Here is a 2971-nt window from a genome sequence, read left to right on the forward strand (position 1 = left end):
CGGTTGCCGCGCCCATGACCTGTGGCCCAGCCCGGGCGCAGGCCGGACTGCTAGGCTTGTGCGGTTTTCTTTCCCGGTATCCGCAATGCCCAGACTCCTGCCGCTGTCCCTGCTGTTGTTGGCCGCTTTCGGCACCGCCCACGCCGCGCCCACGCCGATCACCATCGAACAGGCCATGGCCGACCCGGACTGGATCGGCCCGCCGGTGGAATCGGCGTGGTGGTCATGGAACGGGCAGCGGGTGGAGTACACGCTCAAGCGCCCGGGCAGCGCGGTACGCGACAGCTTCCGCCTGCCGCTGGCCGGCGGCGTCGCCCAGCAGGTGGCGGACGACCAGCGCGGCACGCTGGATGCGGCCAACCGCGTCTATGACGGCAGCCGCCAACGCATGGCGTTCGTGCGCAATGGCGATGTGTTCGTGCGCGATCTGCGCAACGGCACCCTGAGCCAGATCACCCGCAGCAACGAACGCGCCAGTGGTGTCAATTTCGCCAGCGATGGCGGTGTGATCTGGAAAGTGGGCAACAACTGGTTCCACTGGAACCCGCGCAGCGGGGTGACCAGCCAGGTGGCCCAGCTCAAGGCCGAGAAGAATCCGGCCGACGCGCCCAAAGCCGATGTGCTTCGCGACCAGCAGCTGCGCACCCTGTCCACGCTGCGCAGCGACCGCGCCCAGCGCGAGGAACTGCGCGAGCAGGGCGAGCGCTGGCGCCAGGCCGATCCGACCCGCGCGCCGGCGCCGATCTTCCTCGGCGCCGAGGTCGAGATCGTCGACAGTGTGCTCTCGCCCGATGCGCGCCACCTGATCGTGGTGACCAAGCCCAAGGGTTATGAGGAAGGCCGCGGCGGCAAGATGCCGCTGTACGTGACCGAGTCCGGCTATGAGGAAGCCGAAGACACCCGCACCCGCGTGGGTCGCAACAATCCCGAGCCGCACGCGTTCTGGCTGGCCGACGCCGCCACCGGCAAGGTCCAGGCGCTGTCACTGGATGATCTGCCCGGCATCGCCACCGACCCGCTGGCCGCGCTGCGCAAGAAGGCCGGCAAGGACCCGCTCAAGGGCAACCGTCCGCTGGAAGTGATGAGCGAGTTCATGGGCGGCGGTATCCGCTGGAATGCCGACGGCAGCCAGGCGGCAATCATGCTGCGCGCCAACGACAACAAGGACCGCTGGATCGCCACCACCAGCGCCACCCGCACCAAACTGGAAAGCCGCCATCGCCTGACAGACGCCGGCTGGATCAACTGGGGCTTCAACGATTACGGCTGGATGCCCGATGGCCGCACGCTGTGGCTGCTGTCGGAGGAATCGGGCTACTCGCACCTGTACACGCAAAGTGGCAGTGGCAAGCCCAGGGCGATCACGTCGGGCAACTGGGAAGCCTCGGCACCGGTACTCAGCGCCGACGGCAGCAGCTTCTACTTCCTGTGCAACCAGAAATGGCCCGGCGACTACGAAGTGTGCAACGTCAACGCCAACGGCGGTGCCGTGCGCGAAGTGACCGCGCTGGACGGCGTGGAAGACTTCAGCCTGTCACCGGATGGCGGGCAGCTGCTGGTGCGGTATTCGGCACCCTACCTGCCGGCGCAGATCGCCGTGCTGCCCAGCAGCGGCGGCGAAGCACGCCCGCTCACCGACACCCGCAGCGCCGCCTTCAAGGCCCGAGAATGGGTGCAGCCGCAGATGGTGCAGGTGCCGTCCAAGCACGGCGCCGGCCATATCTGGGCCAAGTACTACGGCCCGGAGAAGCTCGAAGCGGGCAGGCAGTATCCGATCGCCATGTTCGTGCACGGTGCCGGCTACCTGCAGAACGTGCATGCGCGCTATTCCAACTACTTCCGCGAGCAGATGTTCCACAACCTGCTGGTGCAGCAGGGCTACATCGTGCTGGACATGGATTACCGCGGCAGCGAGGGCTATGGCCGCAACTGGCGTACAGCATCTACCGCAACATGGGCCATCCGGAGCTGGAGGACTACCTGGACGGCCTGGACTGGCTGGTCGAGACCAAGCAGGGCGACCGCGACCGCGCCGGCATCTACGGCGGCTCCTATGGCGGCTTCATGACCTACATGGCGCTGTTCCGTTCTCCGGGCACCTTCAAGGCCGGCGCCGCGCTGCGTCCGGTCGGCGACTGGCACCAGTACAACCACGCCTACACCAGCAACATCCTCAACACCCCGGACATCGACCCGGAGGCCTACCGCATCTCCTCGCCGATTGAATATGCCGAAGGCTGCAGGACCACCTGCTGATCGCGCACGGCATGATGGATGACAACGTGTTCTTCCAGGACTCGGTCAACATGAGCCAGAAGCTGATCGAGCTGCACAAGGACACCTGGTCGATCGCGCCCTACCCGCTGGAACGCCACGGCTACACCCGCGCCGACTCCTGGCTGGACCAGTACAAGCGCATCTACAAGCTGTTCGAGCAGGAACTGAAGTAAGCACCAAGGGCGCCGCACGGCGCCCTTCTTACCGAGGATGGCGGCGCCCTGGAAACAGCGCCCGCCACCAATTCCACCGCACAGGGAGTCTCGCCGTGTCCCCCTCCGATTCCCCGATCCGCATCGTCACCGCGGTGATCCTCGATGACGCCGGCCGCGTGCTGGTGGTCCGCAAGCACGGCTCGGACACCTTCATCCAGCCCGGCGGCAAGCGCGAACCCGGCGAGGAGGCGCTGCAGACGCTGGCCCGCGAGCTGCACGAGGAACTGGGCGTGAGGCTGCGACCGGACGGTGCACAGGCCCTGGGCGTGTTCGAGGAAACTGCGGTCAACGAACCCGGCCGGCGCGTGCAAGGTGAAGCCTGGCGGGTGCGGGTCGAGGGTACGCCGCAGGTGCAGGCCGAGATTGCCGAGCTGGCGTGGATTCCATTGCAGCCCCCGCATGGCGTACGTCTGGCGCCACTGAGCGCCCGCCATATCCTGCCGGCCGCCGCCGTGCTGGCGGGTCCGCCCGGGACTGGG

The 2971-nt window shown here is 67.2% G+C and carries 1 protein-coding gene and 1 pseudogene; both read left to right on the plus strand.

What is annotated here, in order from left to right; translation table 11 throughout:
* Positions 1-85 precede the first annotated feature (85 nt).
* Positions 86-2450 (plus strand): annotated as a pseudogene (locus JCM9942_RS13125) (S9 family peptidase).
* A 95-nt stretch (positions 2451-2545) separates the two neighbouring features.
* Positions 2546-2971 (plus strand): NUDIX hydrolase (locus tag JCM9942_RS13130; protein WP_083468548.1); only part of this gene is annotated, 426 nt, incomplete at its 3' end.

It is taken from the genome of Stenotrophomonas pictorum JCM 9942, assembly GCF_001310775.1.
Taxonomy (GTDB): domain Bacteria; phylum Pseudomonadota; class Gammaproteobacteria; order Xanthomonadales; family Xanthomonadaceae; genus Stenotrophomonas; species Stenotrophomonas pictorum.